This window comes from Sneathiella sp. D3-11 (assembly GCF_055809395.1).
Window position 1 is genome coordinate 1446840 of sequence record NZ_CM147911.1, and the last position, 16760, is coordinate 1463599.

Sequence of the window (16760 nt, forward strand, 5' to 3'; positions counted from 1 at the left end):
GTTGGCAGAAGGGAAAACACTATTTGCGGTTCCAAAAGCGCCCGGCAAAGGTGGCCGCAAAGCCCGTTATCAGAACAAGGGCAGGCAAGTCGAGCCTATAGCTGCCCGTGAGATTGCTGCGCTGTTAGGGTCCCGATCCCGGCAATCGGATTTGCTCCTTGAGCATTTGCACTTGATCCAGGACACCTACGGCTCCCTTTCTGTAGATCATTTAGCAGCGCTGGCGGAGGAAATGCGGCTTGCGCTTGCAGAAGTATACGAAGTCGCTACGTTCTATCATAATTTCACCGTTGTTAAGGAGGGTGAGTCAAAACCCGCCGCTCTTACTCTCAAAGTCTGCGACAGTCTATCCTGCGAGATGGCCGGTGCAATGACGATCAAACAAAAGCTCATAAAAAAATACGGCGGCACCATTCGTGTCACGCATGGCGCTTGTATGGGCCGATGTGAGATTGCTCCCGTGGTCCGCCTTAAAGACCGCTATGTCGGTAATGCGACAATTGGTGATGTCGATGCCCTGATTGAAGCCGCAAAAAAGAACAATCCGCTCTCTCTGCCTGACTTTACGTCTTTCGACGATTATAAGGATGCCGGGGGGTTCTCTACCCATGCAAAATTGCGTGCTGGTGATCTGGTTGTCGACACCATCATTGAGGCGTTAAACGAGAGTGGCCATCGCGGACTTGGTGGGGCAGGGTTTCCCCATGCACTAAAGCTCAACTCTGTGCTATCGGTTCCAGGCCCGCGCTATATGGCTGTCAACGCCGATGAAAGTGAGCCCGGCACCTTCAAGGATCGATATTACCTGAATAATAACCCTTACCAGTTTCTGGAAGGAATGCTTATCGCGGCTGAAATTGTCGAAGCAGAGAGAATCTATATTTTCCTCCGCGATGAATATCCGGAAACATATCAAATACTGTCAGGTTGCATTGAAAAGCTGAAAGCCGAAAAACTAGACAGTGGCCGGAAAATCTATCTTCGCCGGGGGGCTGGTGCTTATATATGCGGGGAAGAGAGCGCCATGCTGGAAAGCATCGAGGGTAAACGCGCCTTGCCGCGACACAAGCCCCTTTCCCTGCTCATGTCGGTCTGTTTGGGCGGCCAACCCTGATCAACAATGTCGAAACACTCTATTGGCTGCCGGACATTATCCACAAAGGGCCGGAATGGTTCAAGGCAGGCGGCCGTCACGGTGGCAAAGGCTTTCGAAGTTTTTCCCTCTCCGGCCATGTTAAAAAGCCAGGCGTTTATATCACCCCCGCAGGGATTACCGCTGAGGAGTTGATTGAGGAATTTGGCGGTGGCATGCAGGATGGCCATGATTTCCGTGCCTACTTGCCAGGCGGAGCATCTGGCGGGCTCCTGCCTGCGTCTATGGCGGATATACCGCTCGATTTCGGCACACTTGAAAAGCATGGCTGTTTTATTGGTTCCGCCGCGGTCATCGTGATTTCGGATAAGGATGACCTGAAGATGGTCGCGCGCAATCTGATGCGCTTTTTCGAAGACGAAAGCTGCGGCCAGTGCACGCCCTGTCGCGCTGGAACAGAAAAGGCGCTCCGGCTGATGGAGGCAGAACATTGGGACAGTGATCTCCTGACCGAGCTCAGCGCAGTTATGCGCGACGCGTCTATCTGCGGCCTCGGTCAAGCGGCGCCCAATGGCCTGATGTCAATCTTCAAGCATTTCCCGGAGGCGGTGAAATGAATGAGACGGTCACATTTGAACTTGATGGCAAGCAGGTAACTGCAAGTACGGGACAATCCATCTGGGATATCGCCAAGCGCGAAGGAACAAGAATTCCACATCTTTGCCATGCGGACCGGATTGGCTTTGAGGCAGATGGAAACTGTCGTGCCTGCATGGTGGAAATTGAAGGAGAGCGGGTTCTCGCGGCAAGCTGTATCCGTCAACCCACGGATGGAATGAAAGTCAGCACATCAACGGAACGTGCAGAAAAGGCCCGCAAGATGGTCATGGAACTTCTCATCGCCGATCAACCAGATCGCGAGACCAGCTATGACAATGACAGCCATTTCTGGCAAATGGCGGACCAGCAGAATATCTCGTCCAGCCGGTTCTCCTCGCGCGAGATGCCACTTGAGGATATGTCCCATCCTGCAATGGCTGTCAATCTGGATGCCTGTATCAACTGCAACCTCTGTGTCCGGGCCTGCCGCGATGTGCAGGTAAATGACGTTATCGGCATGGCGGGACGCGGCGTGCATTCCAAAATCGTCTTCGACTTTGACGATCCTATGGGAGAGAGCACATGCGTGGGCTGCGGTGAATGCGTACAGGCCTGCCCAACCGGCGCGTTACTCGAAAAATCTGTCCTGCATGACGATCATATCGATCGTGAAGTGAATAGCGTTTGCCCTTTCTGCGGTGTTGGCTGCCAACTCACGTTCAAAGTGCGAGATAACAAGATTCTCTACGCCGATGGCCGCAATGGACCCGCGAACGAGGAGCGGCTCTGTATTAAAGGGCGCTTTGGTTTTGACTATATCCATAACCCAGAACGGCTGACTGTCCCCCTGATCCGAAAGGAAGGGGTTGCGAAAGGGGATGTCGCCTCCCTCGACCCCGCGAGATCCCTACACCCATTTCCGGGAAGCCAGCTGGGAGGAGGCGCTTGATTTTGCCGCCAGCGGCCTTCGCCGGGTCCGTGATGAAAAAGGTGGCAATGCGCTCGCCGGGTTCGGATCTGCCAAAGGATCAAATGAGGAAGCCTATCTCTTTCAGAAGCTCGTCCGCATTGGTTTCGGCACAAATAATGTAGACCACTGTACGCGCCTTTGTCATGCGTCATCCGTTGCCGCTCTCCTTGAAACTGTTGGATCGGGTGCCGTGTCGGCCCCCTTTAATGAGGCAGAAAACGCCGACGTCATCATGATCATCGGCTCCAACCCAACTATCAACCATCCAGTCGCCGCCACATTTTTCAAAAATGCCGCCAAAAGGGGCGCCAAGCTCATCGTGATCGACCCACGCGGTCAATCCCTCTCCCGCCATGCGCAATTCATGTTGCAGGAAAAACCGGGCACAGATGTCGCGCTTCTCAATTCGATGATGCATGTCATCGTCAAAGAGGGTCTGACGGACAAGGCGTATATCAAAAACCACACTGAAAATTTCGAAGAGCAGAAAGCCCATCTGGAAGATTTCAGCCCTGAGGCCATGGAAAAGGTGACTGGTATTGCCCCGAACATTGTCCGGGAAGTTGCGAGGGAGTTTGCGACGGCCAAGGCGGCGATTATTTTCTGGGGGATGGGAATAAGTCAGCATATTCATGGCACTGACAATTCCCGCTGCCTGATCAGTCTCGCGTTAATGACGGGCCAGGTCGGGCGACCAGGAACTGGGCTGCATCCGTTGCGAGGCCAGAACAATGTGCAGGGGGCATCCGATGTGGCGCTCATCCCGATGTTCCTGCCCGATTATCAATCAGTCGAAGATCCCATCATTCGAGAAAAATTCGAGAAATTCTGGGGCGCGAAGATTGATCCGAAACAGGGTCTCACTGTCGTTGAAATAACCGAGGCCGTGCACAAGAGTGATATCAACGCCATGTATATAATGGGCGAAAATCCGGCAATGTCGGACCCGAATGTCAATCATGCTCGCGAAGCCCTGTCGAAACTGGATCATCTGGTGGTGCAGGATCTGTTCGTGACGGAGACGGCGGCCTATGCCGATGTGATTCTCCCGGCATCGGCCTGGCCGGAGAAGGACGGCACCGTCACCAACACCAACCGCCAGGTTCAAATTGGCCGTGCGGCGGTCCCGCTTCCTGGCGATGCGCGGCAAGATCTCTGGATTATTCAGGAAATCGCCAGACGGCTCGGCCTGGATTGGCATTACGATCACCCGAAAGATGTATTCGCGGAAATGACGCAGGCGATGAATAGCATCAAGGGCATTACATGGGATCGATTAGAGGCGGAAGATGCCGTCATCTATCCTTGCGAAAGCCCCGATGATCCGGGCCAATCGTTGATATTTACTGAGAATTTCCCGACAGCAAACGGGCTTGGTAAGTTCGTGCCGGCAAGTCTGATCTCACCCGATGAAATGCCGGATAAAGACTTTCCTGTCGTCCTGACAACTGGCCGCCTGCTGGAGCATTGGCATACTGGTTCCATGACCCGGCGGGCGAGTGTGCTGGATGCGATTGAGCCCGAACCGATCGTTCATATGCCACCAGCTATGATGGAGCAGCTGGCCGCAGGGCCCGGCGACATTGTCACCGTCCGTTCACGCCGTGGTGAGATTGATATTCGGGTACGTGCCGATGGCGCTGTACAGAACGGCATGATCTTTATCCCCTTCTGTTATGCAGAGGCGGCGGTAAATTTGCTTACAAATGATGCACTTGACCCCTTCGGCAAAATCGCAGAAGTTAAGTTCTGCGCTGTGAGTGTCAAAAGGAAGTCCGCCTGAAATGTCCGCCGATCTGAAGAGAAAAACAACCGTTGGAATAATCCAGACGGGTCGAATTGGTGGTTCGCTCGGAGTCAAATACGGCGAGTATCCGGATATGTTCAAAGAATTGTTCAAGGACGAACCGTTCGACTATGTGACCTACGCCGCTATCGATATGCAGCTTCCCAAGCATCCGTTGGAATGCGATGCATGGATTCTCACTGGCTCCAAACATGGCGTATATGAAGACTTCGACTGGATCAGTCCGCTAGAAGTGTTCGTACGCAAACTGATTGCCAGTGGGCAACCAACCGTCGGCATATGTTTCGGACATCAGCTCATGGCGCAGGCTATGGGTGGAACTGTGGAAAAATTTCCAGGCGGATGGAGTGTTGGACGCACAGTCTATTCAGATCTCCTGAACAACAGGCGAGCCCGCCTTCTTTCCTTTCATCAGGATCAGGTCACGCGCCAACCAGAAAGCGCTGAGACCATTCTATCATCTGATTTTTGCAAATATGCCGGGCTTAAATATTCACCAACTTGCTTATCATTACAGCCACACCCTGAACATACACTGCCTTTCATAGTCGATCTAATCAATCTGCGCCGGGGTGCCCAGCTGGATGTCGACCTCGCTGACAATGGTCTCGCGTCTCTTGCTGAACCTAATGATCAGCAACAATACGGGCAATGGTTGGCTGAGATTCTTAAAGGGGAACGACGGATATAAACACACAACGTAGTTTTCTCAGACTTTCTTGAAACCTGATAGCCGTTCATCATCCCCAGTGGCCCGGCCCGGGCTATTTTCCCGTTCGAAATTTAGCCCGTCTTTCAGGCCATAGTTTTGGCCCTTATTGACCAGCATTTTATCCGCACGGAGGGTGTGCCACGAGTTCTCGACAATTGCGTGTGCCATCTCCAATGTGGCGTCTGACAGCTCAGAATCAGGCACGCATTTATTGACCAGCCCGATTTCAGCAGCCTCAGTCCCACTGACCACACGCCCCGTAAACATCATTTCTTTCGCATTCAGAACACCAATCCGCCTCGGCAACCGCTGACTCATCCCCCAAAGTGGGGTCAATGCCCATTTGCCATGGGTGTCAGCAAATTTCGCACTTTCACTACAAATCGTCAGATCACTGGCGAGCGCGAGTTCCAAAGCTCCGGTATAGCAGTGCCCCCGGACCTCGGCGATAACCGGCTGCGGCAGATCCTCAATCATTTCGACAGTTTCTGCCTGAAACCGCGGATGCGGTGCCGCCTCCCCTGCCTGCATGGCCTTTAAGTCGTTTCCCGCCGAGAAAGACCGTCCTTCCCCGCGCAGGATAACACAGCCGATGCTTTCCGTTTCCTGTGAAAGCGTCTTCACATGCTCATGAAGTTCCACAAACAGTGATGGACTAAGGGCATTTAACGCATCCGGCCGGTTCAGGCTCAATATAGCTATGCCATCGATATCTTTTCGTATGACCAACGCCGACATTCTTCAGGTCCTTTCCGCCGTTTTGGCTTGTTCATTCGCATGCCCTGACGCATGCACTCGCCGTTCACGATAAAAGGTATATACGCCACTTCCTACGATAATCAGACTCCCGAAAATCGTCCAACCGTCCGGAATATCGCCAAAGACAACAAAACCAAGAAGGATGGCCCAGATCAGAATCGTATAGCGGAACGGCGATGAAAAGCTAATATCACCGACGCGCATTGCCATAATACTGAAAAGATATCCGAAGATGATAAACAGCGACGCAAGAATAAGGAGCCCAATCTCACTTGTTGAAACCGGTCGCCACTCCTCTGTAAGGGACAATATCGCTCCGACGGACATAACCGAAATGGACGTCAGGAGCGAGACAAATAGCGAAGGAACTGCCGTAGACAGCCGACGCGTAGAGAGATCACGTATCACAATAAACACGACGGCGATGATGGCGAATGTAGAAAATTCGTTGAATCCGTCAGAACCAGGACGAACCACCATCAGAACGCCAATAAATCCTGAGAAAATCGCGAGGTAGCGACGCCACCCTACCGCCTCCGACATAAAAATCGCCCCCGCAAGCGTGACAGCAAGAGGGAGTGCCTGCAAGATGGCCGTTGCATTTGCAATTGGCATATTGAATAGCGCCATCAGATAAAAGACCGTTCCACCTATTTCACCCACCAGACGAAGAATGACCGTCAGACGATCCCCTTTCGGAATTCGGTAAATCAGCACGCCCTTGAACAGGCAGAACCCTGCAATAAGCAGACTGGTAAATATCCCCCGGAGAAACATGGCCTGAAAGAGGTTCAGATGCTCTGATAACAGTTTCATGACCGTGTCATTGGCGACATAGCCCGCCATTGTAATAGACATGAAAGCCGCGCCGCGCATATTATCAGAGACAAGAATAGTCATTGGCAATTACTCAACCAAATGGTGACAAACCGCAAGCGGTAATTGTAATACCCCGGAAATTCAAGGTCGATTTTCAGAAATAAATTCTGAAGAATGCAATAACACTTTTGTCTGCTGCTCGAGCCAGGGATTGTGGCCGCAATCATCAAGGATTAGCTTTTCGAATGGTCCTGAGACCGAGCCTTCAATAGCGTCAATTTGGGCAAGCGTTCCATAGGCATCTTCCCGTCCTTGAATAGCCAGAAGAGGCATTTTGATTGTGGGGAGAAATTTTTTGATGTTCCATCTTTTAAAAGCCGGGTCAAGCCAGGCGTCATTCCATCCCCAAAAGGCGCATTCCATATTTATTCCATGGAATTTTTCTAGCCTACTTTTCAACTCCTGATGCTCATACGCCTGTTTTGCAGCTTCTATACCCTTAATGGATAATTCTTCGCAGAAAACATGGGGCGCTATCACAATGACAGCGTCCGGGCTAACTACATTGGGCAAGCCTCCATATATCAGGGAAATAGATCCCCCGTCGGAATGACCAACAAGAATAAATTTTTCTATATTGAAATGCTCAAGGAGTGCGGGAAGAAATTCACTTGCTTCCCGCTCCATATAGTCAAGCGGTCTCGGCAATTCGCAAGCATCCGATCCGCCATATCCCACCCGACTGTATATTAGTCCGGCACAATTTGTGAGTTCGCACAAGCGATCTGGAAAATCACGCCATAGCGCCGCACAACCGAGGCCCTCATGCAAAAACACAAGGACCGGCAGTTGCGTAGTTAACCTGCCGATCGTTCGATACTCAATGCGCTTGCCGGCAATGGTTGCAAGATTTAAATCCGCACCCGCCGTCACGACTTTCGAATCATATTGACAATGCCAGAAAAATCCGCCGATTTTCCTTCGCCTGAAACGTAGCTCTCATAGAGATTCATCGCCGCCTTGCCCAGCTCAGTCGACGCCCCGAATCCCTCAGCCGCTTCCTGACTAAGATGCAGGTCTTTCAACATGTTCTCTGCTGAAAAGCCGGGTTTGTAATCATTATTCGCCGGACTCGCCGGGACTGGCCCTGGAACAGGGCAATAGCTGGTAAGTGACCAGCACTGACCCGATGCAGTAGAGACAATATCAAACATGGTCTGATGTTCCAGCCCGAGCTTTTCGGCGAGTACGAATGCCTCGCAGACACCGACCATGGATATCCCGAGGATCATATTGTTACAGATCTTCGCAGCTTGCCCATTTCCTGGCCCGCCGGTATGCACGATATTTGCTCCCATGGCGTCAAGGATAGGCTTTGCTGCCTCGAATGCGCCTTTGCTGCCGCCGACCATAAAGGTCAATGTGCCCGCAGCTGCACCACCGACACCACCGCTTACCGGCGCGTCAACCATCATCATACCAGCGGCAGATGCTTCCTTCTCAACGTCCCGGGCGGTTGCCACGTCGATTGTGGAACAATCAATAAAGAGTGTGCCCGGGTCAGCCGCAGCAAGAAGTCCATCGGTCCCGAAATAAACCGCACGAACGTGATCTCCCTTCGGCAGCATGCTGACAACAATGCCAACGCCGCTCGCGGCCGCGGACGCACTTTCCGCCGCTTCCGCGCCTTCCTTGACGCAAGCGGCAACGGCATCCGCCGAAAGGTCAAAAACTTTTACCGAGTGTCCAGCTTTCAGAAGGTTAAGGGCCATCGGCCCGCCCATATTTCCAACACCCACAAATCCAATTCTGGCCATGAAATTTCCCCGCTAGATATGCGCGGAGCCCCATGAGCCCCGCATCTTTTTCTGACTTTTATTTATGTGTCGGCATGATAAATTCGGCACCGGCCTTGATGCTGTCCGGCCAACGTGACGTGACCGTCTTCACTTTGGTGTAAAAGCGTACACCTTCGGGTCCATGCTGATTATGATCACCGAAAGCGGAATTCTTCCAGCCACCAAAACTGTGGAAAGCCAACGGAACCGGGATCGGCACATTCACACCAACCATGCCAATTTCAACATTGTTGGAAAAGGCCCGCGCAACATCGCCATTTCGTGTGAAGATCGACGTGCCATTCCCAAACTCATGGTTATCGACCATCTCAATGGCGTCATTGAAAGTGGGCGCCCGCACAACGGATAAGACCGGCCCAAAGATTTCTTCTTTATAAATGCGCATATCCGTTCCGACATTGTCGAAAAGACACCCGCCCATATAGAAGCCATTTTCATATCCCTGAAGCGAGAGATCACGGCCATCAACGACCAGATCAGCACCTTCCTCAATCCCGAGATCGACATAGCCTTTGACTTTTTCAAGATGCTCTTTCGTGACCAAAGGACCCATGTCGCCATCAGCCGCACTCGGCCCGACTTTCAGGCCGCGCACCTTTGGTGCCAGTTTCTCGATCAGTTCATCGCCGGCGTCACCAACCGCAACAGCAACCGAAATTGCCATGCAGCGTTCCCCGGCGGAGCCGTAACCTGCGCCGATCAGCGCATCAACGGCTTTGTCCATATCTGCATCCGGCATGACCAGCATATGGTTTTTAGCACCGCCCATGGCCTGCACGCGCTTACCGGCCGCAGCTGCACGGGAATAGACATACTTCGCGATCGGTGTGGAGCCCACGAAACTAATCGCCTTTACCCGCGGATCGTCAAGAAGAGTATCCACCGCAAGCTTGTCACCATTGACAACATTAAGCACACCCTTCGGCGCACCCGCTTCCAGCATCAATTCCCCAAGGCGCATTGGCAGGGAAGGATCTTTTTCCGATGGCTTCAGAACGAACGTATTGCCGCAAGCAATGGCGACCGCGAACATCCACATTGGCACCATCGCCGGGAAGTTAAATGGCGTGATACCCGCGACAACACCCAAGGGTTTGCGCATTGAGTACATATCGATGCCGGAAGAGACATTGTCGGAAAACTCACCTTTAAGAAGATGCGGAATACCACAGGCAAATTCAACAACCTCAAGACCGCGAATGATCGAGCCCTTGGCGTCGGAATGTACCTTGCCGTGCTCGCTCGCAAGCAGCGCGGCTAGCTCATCAATATTTTCTTCGACCAGCTGCTTAAATTTGAACATAACCCGCGCACGTGTAATCGGGGAGGTATTTGCCCAATCAGGAAAAGCCGCAAGGCTGTTGGCAATCGTATCGCCAATTTCAGCTTCCGTCGCGAGGGGAACATCTGCCATATGTTCGCCGGTACTTGGATTATAAACCGGGCTGAACCGTCCGGACGTCCCGGCCACATACTGACCGCCGATATAATGCTTCAACTGTTCTGTCATTCTATTTTCTCCCAATGAGCGCTTATTTCACGCCACTTTACATAGGTAAAATTGCAAAGTAATTAGATAAGAACGCACATTCCCTGTGTAAATTTGCACACGAGGTATTTATTATATTTGACTGGAACGACATTCGTTTCTTTTTAGAGCTTAGCCGTAAAGGCCGCCTGACGGAAGTAGCTAAAGCACTCAAAGTGGATCATACTACTGTTGGCCGCCGTGTCCTCGCACTGGAAGAAAAACTGGACGCCAAATTATTCGAAGCCACATCGCGTGGGTTTGTCCTCACCGAGGCCGGTGAAAGGCTGCTTCCACTGGCAGAACAGATGGAAAGCGCCTCTGCGACTGTGCAGGATACGGTTGGTGGTGAAAACCAAACACTTACCGGGACGGTGCGTCTTGGTGTCCCGGAAGGATTTGGCAGTCAGTTTTTGTCAAAAGAGCTGCCTGCGTTTCAAAAATTGCACCCCAAGATCGAATTAGAGTTCGTGGCTAATGACCGATTTGTCAGCCTTTCCAAGCGAGAGGCTGATTTGTCCATCACCCTTGGCCGTCCTAATTCAGGCCGCTTGATCTCCAGAAAACTGACCGACTATCGGCTTCGGCTCTATGCGACGCAGGACTATCTCAAAAATCACGAACCAATAAAAACACGAGAGGATTTGCGTCACCACAACTTTATTTCCTATATCGAAGAATTGGTGCCAGACCCGCAGCTTCTCTATCTGAATGATGTCATCGGAAATCCAAATATCAGCCTGAAAAGTTCCAGCATTGTTTTCCAGTTTCAAGCAACCCTCGCCGGGTCGGGCATCAGTATCCTACATTGCTTTTCGGTTGATGAGTATCCAGAGCTTGTCCCAATCCTCCCCGAAGACGTAAGCATCGAACGGAGCTATTGGCTGAATACCCCTGAAGACATACACGACCTTGCGCGCATCAAGGCCGTTAGTGATTTCCTGAGCGATATTGTCGAGCGACGGCGGAAAAAGCTAATGGGAGAGGCCTGATCAAACATTAATCTTCCCAACATGGCTCGGTTGTATCATTCTGCGGATAGTTCGATCCGGAACGAAGCAATTTCAAAATCAAGAAAGCTATTCTCCAAAGCGCATCCAACTTAACCAACAAAGGCCAGTCTCATTTCCGCGTCACCCATAAATCGAACGAGAGAATATTTTCTGCTTATCCTGCTGGCGTGCCTTTGGGGATCTTCTTATCTTCTCATTCGCATCGGTGTAGAGACAATTCCGCCAGCATCACTCGTTGCGCTCCGCGTATCCGTCGCGGCGTTTGTCTTGTTGATTGTTGTCTGGCGACAGGGGTACCGGCTGCCAACAGATCTCCCGACATGGCGAAATTTTGCGATCCAGTCATTTTTTAACAGTTTCGGCGCTTGGACACTTCTTGCCTGGGGCCAGCAATATGTCGAGAGCGGTCTCGCCACCGTCCTGAATTCAACGTCACCCATATTCGTTTTTCTACTAACCTGGCTAATTACCCGGCATGAGACAGTAACAATCCGAAAGATTGCAGGTGCCTTTATCGGACTTGCCGGAGTGATTCTGATCATCGGCGTCGATGCCCTGCAAAGCCTGGGACAACAAGTCGTCGCTCAACTCGCGATCCTTGCAAGTGCCATGCTGTATGGTTATGCGGCGATCAACGGGCGGAAGTTCGCCTCTCTTCCCTCGACCGTTACCGCTGCAGGCGTTATGATTTCAGCCTGCGCGGTCCTCATTCCGGCGAGCCTTATCATTGATCAACCCTGGACGCTTTCTCCGTCTATTGAATCGCTCACTGCGGTTGTCATCCTTGGCACCTTTGGAACGGCACTGGCCCTACTCCTCTATTTCCGTCTGATCAACACGCTAGGATCCCTTGGTACAGCGAGCCAGAGCTATTTAAGGATGGGCGTTGGTGTGATGCTGGGCATCGTCGTTCTGGGAGAGCAGTTTTCGTTTATCGTCGGCCTAGGCATTTTGACCGCCATCCTGGGCGTCGCACTAATAAACATTCCCTCCAAATCGCGCTAGCTCAGGGCACGGGACAACCGTCGCTCCGCTTCTTCAAAGTCTTCCGGCCGATTGATATTGAAGAACGGGTCACCCTCGCTTTCGTTCCAGACAACCTCGCTTCGGGGATATCTGTCTGCGAAGACAAGAATTTTTCGGAGATCTTCCTCAACCAGCGCGGCCCGCAGGTCTTCGGCAAGCGAGAGAGGCCAGAGCGCGACAACCGGGTGCACCCTTCCGACCGAATTCGCCATGACAATTTTGTTGGTATTACCTTCTATTCCAGATGCGAGGCGCCCGACAAGATCAGCAGGAATAAAGGGGGCATCCGTTGGCACACTTAGCATATGGGTTGCCTTCATGCCCCTCTCATTAAAATACATCATACCGGTTAATACTCCCGCGAGAGGACCCGCAAACCCAGAAATACTATCCTTTATGACGGGAATATTAGGCGGTGTATCAGCGCCCGCTTCCATATTCATATTCAGTGCAAATTCACCAACTTGCGGGCGGAGCGCATCAACAATATGCATCAGCAGGGTCTTCCCCCCCAGCTTCTTCAAAAACTTTGCGCCGCCGCCCATTCGCCGCGATTGTCCACCTGCCAGTAAAAGGCATGGAAATTTTTGTGGATCGCCTGTCATCGGGCAGCCTTTCGCTGATGTTTACTGGATTCTTCCGGAACTGTCGCTGGGTCGATATCGAAAACCAGCCGCTCAACGCCAGATAGGCAAACAAAACGCTTACCTTTTGCTCGACCAACGAGCGTCAGATTAGCTTGACGGGCAAGATCAACTCCCAGGCCGTAAAGCCAGATCGAGAGATGACAATCGGGATTTGCATCTGGACTGTCTTGATCACCATCTCCGACGTTAGCCGCCCGGTCGTATAAAAAATTTTTGCCTTTGAAGAGATGCCATGGCGCCACATATATCCAGCAATTTTATCAATGGCATTATGCCGACCCACATCCTCCATATAAACAAGGGGACGATCTTCTTCACATAGGACACAGCCATGAATGGCCCCGGCTTCCAAATAAAGCGACGGTTGCTGATTAATTTTGCGCGAAAGAGCATAAATCCAGGAGGTCTTAAGCACCGCCTCCGGATCAAGGATAATATCCCCAAACTTCTCCATAACATCGCCGAAGACAGTACCCTGCGCGCAGCCGGAGGTTTGTGTTTTCTTCTTCAACTTTTCTTCAAAGTCCGTTTCCCGCTCTGTACGAACCACGACAACACCCAGGTCATCGTCATAATCAATGCCTGTTACTTCATCTTCCATTTGCAGCATGTTCTGGTTAAGCAAATATCCAAGCGCGAGATAGTCAGGATAATCGCCAATGGTCATCATTGTAACAATCTCCTGGCGATTAAGAAACAAGGTGAGCGGCCTCTCAACAACGACAGGCAAAACGACCGCGGTACCATTTTGATCAACGCCGCCCAAACTCTCGCTCAGCGCGGTCGCTTTTGGATCGGGTGTGATCGTAAACTCCTTCATCCTTGTTCGCCACCCCAGTACATTTATTTGTAAATAAATTCGTGTTAAATTAGCAGTTTAGCAGTCGGTGATCGACCCGTTATTTCAGAGTAACGGACCTTTTCAGACAGCAACCCAAGAAAGTGTCCCATGAAATCAGTATTTTTGTCAGATGTCGACAAGGGGCGTGACAACAACCTGAATCTGATCAGGATGTTTGCCGCGGCCGGCGTACTGGTTTCTCACGCCTGGCCAATTTCAACGGGCAGTATCGCCGAACAGCCTCTCCATGACATTCTGCATGGAATTGACCTCGGAATAATATGCGTTTCCATTTTTTTCGCGATCTCCGGATATCTTATTGCACAAAGTTATATCCGTGATCCAAATTTCAAGCGTTTCTGGTTTTCGCGCGTTATGCGGATATTTCCAGCACTCCTTGTTGTATTACTTGTTACCGCGTTGATATTGGCCCCGTTGATAACGGTCGCTGACGTTAAGTCGGTATGGCTCGCGGCGCCAGATTATATTTTGCGCAATTTCACACTGTTTTCGCTTGAACAATATCTGCCTGGCGTATTCAAAGGCAATCCCGTCGGCGGTTCAATCAATATTCCCCTCTGGACATTGAGTCATGAACTGGTTTGCTATTTTTTCGTGACTGCTTTGGGGATTGCAGGGCTGTTAAAAACGCCCCGCCTCATGCTCATTGCATGGCTTGCATTTATCGTTTGTTACGCGGCCATCATCTATTTCGAACCGCAATCCCGACTGGTGGCACTTGCTAAGCTGGCCTTTCCTTTCTTGGTTGGCGTTGTTCTGTTTGTATGGCGGCAGAAAATTATCCTGCACTGGGGAATTGGAGGTGGTCTTGTGATCTTGACCGCGCTTCTTTACGACAGCTTCTTTTTTCGGGAAATTTTCATGCTGTCCCTCACCTATATCATTTTTCTACTCGCCTTTTTACCTGGTGGAAAAATCAAGAACTATAACCGGCTCGGGGATTATTCATACGGCATCTACATATACGCCTTTCCCATTCAGCAACTCGTTGCCTATTCAGATATCACCAACCCGTTTCTCAATATTATATATGCCCTTCCGCTCACTCTCCTCTGCGCGGTTCTATCATGGACGATCATTGAGAAACCCTCCCTCGGGATAGCTAAACAATTCAAATTGCGCAGCCGCAGTGCCATCCCCACAAAATAAACCTTCCAACCTTTTCGGGAGTGACATAGCCGTTTTAATCGATATGTTGTTGATTGATTTCGGCCCCATCATGTCATCAGGAATAATTCATGACACTCGACCGTCCGGCCCTCACCTTGGCCATCACTAAACTCGCACGGGAGGCCGGCGACAAGATCCTGACAATTTACCAGCAGGACTTCGACGTGAAGACAAAGACTGACTCATCTCCGGTTACGGAAGCGGACGTTGAAGCAGAAAAAATTATCCTAAAAGGGCTCGAAGAGCTCACTCCTGACATTCCAGTTTTGGCCGAAGAAAGCGAAGCAGCCGGAAAAGTCCCCGATTTATCGGGCGGCATCTTCTGGCTTGTTGACCCTCTTGACGGAACAAAAGAATTTGTTCAGAAACGCGGTGAGTTCACAGTTAATATCGCGCTCGTCGAGCAAGGCCGACCGACCATGGGCGTGATTCATGTGCCCGTTAAGGACACAACCTATTATGCCGAAGGATCCGGCAAGGTCTGGCGGCAGGATGGTGAGAACGAGCCTAAAGCCATTGCCGCGCGCACGCCCCCAGCGGGCGGGCTCACTGTTGTCGCAAGTCGGTCACACAGAACGCCAGAGACCGATGACTATATCGCAAAGTTTGAAGTAGCTGAGCTCATTTCCGCGGGCTCATCTCTGAAGCTCTGTCTTCTGGCAGAGGGTAAAGCCGACCTCTATCCCCGCTTTGGGCGCACTATGGAATGGGATATCGGCGCTGGACAGGCTATTCTTGAGGCAGCGGGCGGCACAGTTGAAACGCTTGATGGCGCGCCGCTTACCTATGGAAAGGACGGCCATGACAACCCGTTTTTTGTTGCCAAAGGCCGCCCCGAAAACTCTTAATCTCAGGCGTTGACGTCGATTACGACACGCCCCTGAATCTGACCTTTCAGAATATCATTTGCAAGTGTCGGCAGATTGCTCATCGGTTCAACACGCGTCATGTCAGCAAAGAGAGATTTATCAAGATCCGTTGCCAAACGCGACCAGGCCTCAATACGCTTTTCGCGTGGAGCCATAACGCTATCAACACCAAGCAGGGAAACACTCCTAAGGATGAAGGGGAGAACCGACGTCGGGAGGTCATTCCCGCCAGCCAAGCCACAAGCGGCAACGGCACCTCCATAATTAGTCTGAGCAATCACAGCGGCCAAAATCTTGCTGCCGACGCAATCGACGGCACCGGCCCAACGCTCCTTATCAAAGGGACGCCCCTTACCCATTGTTTCCTCACGACTGATAACTTCCTTGGCCCCCAGCTTTTTCAAATAATCATGGGTTTCTTCCCGCCCGCTCGATGCAACTACTTGATAGCCAAGCTTGGCAAGTATCGCGATCGCAACGGAGCCAACGCCGCCTGCGGCACCCGTCACCAGAATTTCGCCTTTGTCTGGCGTCACACCGGCTTTTTCCAGCGCCAATACACAAAGCATGGAGGTATATCCCGCCGTACCGATCGCCATTGATTCTTGCATCGAAAAGGCATCTGGCAGCTTGATCAGCCATTCGGATTTAAGTTTTTGCTTTTGACTGTATCCACCCCAATAAAGCTCAGAGAGGCCATAACCATTGACGATGACCTTATCGCCCGGCTTAAAGTCCGGAGATTTGCTTTCCAGGACTGTACCAGCAAGATCAACGCCGCCAACCATTGGCAAACGGCGCGCAATTCCTTTGCCGGAAACGGCGAGACCATCTTTATAGTTCAGCGTTGAGTAGGAAATTTCGACAAGAACGTCCTCATCAGGAAGATCTCCGACTGTTAGGTCCTTGAATACGGCCTGCTGTTTTCCATCCTGATCTTCTATGACCAAGGCTCTGAATGTGTCGCTCATTTCAATATTCCTCTCATTATATTTTACCCCTTATAGCTCGTACGAGGCCGGGAAT

At 51.4% G+C, this 16760-nt stretch carries 12 protein-coding genes and 3 pseudogenes; 7 read left to right on the plus strand and 8 right to left on the minus strand.

Translation table 11 applies throughout. The annotated features are described in order from the left end of the window. The first annotated feature begins 1 nt into the window (after position 1). The 3 genes and pseudogenes from AC0L73_RS07470 to AC0L73_RS07480 all read left to right on the plus strand — a co-directional run bounded on the left by AC0L73_RS07470 (position 2) and on the right by AC0L73_RS07480 (position 5161). A pseudogene (locus AC0L73_RS07470) lies at positions 2 to 1710 on the plus strand (NAD(P)H-dependent oxidoreductase subunit E). Continuing rightward, positions 1707 to 4446 (plus strand): annotated as a pseudogene (gene fdhF, locus AC0L73_RS07475) (formate dehydrogenase subunit alpha). The pseudogenes AC0L73_RS07470 and fdhF overlap by 4 nt, the downstream one beginning before the upstream one ends. Before the next feature lies 1 nt (position 4447). After that, a complete protein-coding gene (locus tag AC0L73_RS07480) occupies positions 4448 to 5161 on the plus strand; it encodes a type 1 glutamine amidotransferase (protein ID WP_227952792.1) in 714 nt (237 codons plus the stop codon). A gap of 18 nt (positions 5162 to 5179) precedes the next feature. Here AC0L73_RS07480 and AC0L73_RS07485 read toward each other — a convergent pair whose 3' ends face one another. From AC0L73_RS07485 to AC0L73_RS07505, 5 genes are read right to left on the minus strand one after another with little or no spacing between them, the layout of a single operon-like run. Then, positions 5180 to 5920 carry an enoyl-CoA hydratase/isomerase family protein gene (locus AC0L73_RS07485; RefSeq protein ID WP_473655235.1) on the minus strand — a complete coding sequence of 247 codons (741 nt, stop codon included), beginning with the start codon at positions 5918 to 5920 and terminating at the stop codon, positions 5180 to 5182. A 3-nt stretch (positions 5921 to 5923) separates the two neighbouring features. Next, positions 5924 to 6841, minus strand: coding sequence for a DMT family transporter (locus AC0L73_RS07490; RefSeq protein ID WP_227952788.1), 918 nt, complete (start codon positions 6839 to 6841; stop codon positions 5924 to 5926). Positions 6842 to 6901: 60 nt separating this feature from the next. Next, positions 6902 to 7693 (minus strand): alpha/beta fold hydrolase, encoded by a 792-nt coding sequence (locus tag AC0L73_RS07495; protein WP_473655236.1) that lies wholly within the window; start codon positions 7691 to 7693, stop codon positions 6902 to 6904. Then, a complete protein-coding gene (mmsB, locus tag AC0L73_RS07500) occupies positions 7690 to 8577 on the minus strand; it encodes a 3-hydroxyisobutyrate dehydrogenase (RefSeq protein ID WP_473655237.1) in 888 nt (295 codons plus the stop codon). The genes AC0L73_RS07495 and mmsB overlap by 4 nt, the downstream gene beginning before the upstream one ends. A 58-nt stretch (positions 8578 to 8635) precedes the next feature. Continuing rightward, a complete protein-coding gene (locus AC0L73_RS07505) occupies positions 8636 to 10129 on the minus strand; it encodes a CoA-acylating methylmalonate-semialdehyde dehydrogenase (RefSeq protein ID WP_227952784.1) in 1494 nt (497 codons plus the stop codon). Positions 10130 to 10260: 131 nt separating this feature from the next. Between AC0L73_RS07505 and AC0L73_RS07510 the strand changes: the two genes are divergently transcribed. Then, positions 10261 to 11139, plus strand: a complete 879-nt coding sequence (locus AC0L73_RS07510) for a LysR family transcriptional regulator (protein ID WP_473655424.1) — start codon at positions 10261 to 10263, stop codon at positions 11137 to 11139. 177 nt (positions 11140 to 11316) lie between these two features. Continuing rightward, positions 11317 to 12165: a DMT family transporter gene (locus tag AC0L73_RS07515; protein WP_473655425.1), complete on the plus strand. Its 849-nt coding sequence runs from the start codon at positions 11317 to 11319 to the stop codon at positions 12163 to 12165. Here AC0L73_RS07515 and mobA read toward each other — a convergent pair. Together mobA and AC0L73_RS07525 are read right to left on the minus strand one after the other, a co-directional pair. Further along, positions 12162 to 12791 carry a molybdenum cofactor guanylyltransferase MobA gene (gene mobA / locus AC0L73_RS07520; RefSeq protein ID WP_473655238.1) on the minus strand — a complete coding sequence of 210 codons (630 nt, stop codon included), beginning with the start codon at positions 12789 to 12791 and terminating at the stop codon, positions 12162 to 12164. The genes AC0L73_RS07515 and mobA overlap by 4 nt on opposite strands. Then, positions 12788 to 13653, minus strand: a pseudogene (locus tag AC0L73_RS07525) (formate dehydrogenase accessory sulfurtransferase FdhD). Before AC0L73_RS07525 ends, mobA begins: the two are co-directional and overlap by 4 nt. A 129-nt stretch (positions 13654 to 13782) precedes the next feature. Between AC0L73_RS07525 and AC0L73_RS07530 the strand changes: the two are divergent. Continuing rightward, positions 13783 to 14844, plus strand: a complete 1062-nt coding sequence (locus tag AC0L73_RS07530; RefSeq protein WP_227952778.1) for an acyltransferase family protein — start codon at positions 13783 to 13785, stop codon at positions 14842 to 14844. 89 nt (positions 14845 to 14933) lie between these two features. Then, positions 14934 to 15713: a 3'(2'),5'-bisphosphate nucleotidase CysQ gene (gene cysQ, locus AC0L73_RS07535; RefSeq protein WP_473655239.1), complete on the plus strand. Its 780-nt coding sequence runs from the start codon at positions 14934 to 14936 to the stop codon at positions 15711 to 15713. Between the two features lie 2 nt (positions 15714 to 15715). Here cysQ and acuI read toward each other — a convergent pair whose 3' ends face one another. Beyond that, positions 15716 to 16705, minus strand: a complete 990-nt coding sequence (gene acuI, locus AC0L73_RS07540) for an acrylyl-CoA reductase (NADPH) (RefSeq protein ID WP_227952774.1) — start codon at positions 16703 to 16705, stop codon at positions 15716 to 15718. Positions 16706 to 16760: the final 55 nt, after the last annotated feature.

Excerpts from the sequence above, each read along its gene's own strand:
- AC0L73_RS07480 (WP_227952792.1), top strand. The coding sequence starts at position 4,448 with ATGTCCGCCGATCTGAAGAGAAAAACAACCGTTGGAATAATCCAGACG.
- AC0L73_RS07485 (WP_473655235.1), bottom strand. The coding sequence starts at position 5,920 with ATGTCGGCGTTGGTCATACGAAAAGATATCGATGGCATAGCTATATTG.
- AC0L73_RS07490 (WP_227952788.1), bottom strand. The coding sequence starts at position 6,841 with ATGACTATTCTTGTCTCTGATAATATGCGCGGCGCGGCTTTCATGTCT.
- mmsB (WP_473655237.1), bottom strand. The coding sequence starts at position 8,577 with ATGGCCAGAATTGGATTTGTGGGTGTTGGAAATATGGGCGGGCCGATG.
- AC0L73_RS07505 (WP_227952784.1), bottom strand. The coding sequence starts at position 10,129 with ATGACAGAACAGTTGAAGCATTATATCGGCGGTCAGTATGTGGCCGGG.
- mobA (WP_473655238.1), bottom strand. The coding sequence starts at position 12,791 with ATGACAGGCGATCCACAAAAATTTCCATGCCTTTTACTGGCAGGTGGA.
- AC0L73_RS07530 (WP_227952778.1), top strand. The coding sequence starts at position 13,783 with ATGAAATCAGTATTTTTGTCAGATGTCGACAAGGGGCGTGACAACAAC.
- cysQ (WP_473655239.1), top strand. The coding sequence starts at position 14,934 with ATGACACTCGACCGTCCGGCCCTCACCTTGGCCATCACTAAACTCGCA.
- acuI (WP_227952774.1), bottom strand. The coding sequence starts at position 16,705 with ATGAGCGACACATTCAGAGCCTTGGTCATAGAAGATCAGGATGGAAAA.